The organism is Chitinophaga sp. 01L420 (assembly GCF_056399985.1).
In genome coordinates this window covers 1-409 of sequence record NZ_JBFTSK010000153.1, presented here as the reverse complement: position 1 = coordinate 409, position 409 = coordinate 1, and the positions used below count along the sequence as shown (strand labels likewise).

The window sequence follows — 409 nt, the reverse complement described above, 5'->3', positions numbered from 1 at the left end:
TTCACCAAATCCGTAATAGCTGCCGGTATGTAGTATGGAAGGACAAAAAGGAATTTACTACAGATTTAAAAGATATTTATGCAGCTCCCACCCGACAGGCTGCGCTGGCAGGGCTTGATAGCCTTGATAAAAAAYGGACTAGTAAATATGCTTATGCGGTAAAGAGCTGGCGGGAGAATTGGGATGAATTGACTGTGTTCTTTGATTTTCCGATTGATATCCGTCAGATTATTTACACTACAAATCTTATTGAGAATCTAAATGGTAAGATCAGAAAGTATACAAAAAACAAGCTGTCATTCCCTACTGATGATGCTGTAATGAAATCCGTATACCTGGCGCTGAGAGAGTCCTCAAAAAAATGGACCATGCCCATTAGAAATTGGGGCATGATCCTTAATCAGTTCTT

General features: G+C 39.7%; 1 protein-coding gene. It reads left to right on the top strand.

From position 1 onward, the window contains the following. Nucleotides 1–409: transposase (locus tag AC1DP6_RS36575; protein ID WP_477059324.1), on the top strand; the 409-nt coding region annotated here is incomplete at both ends.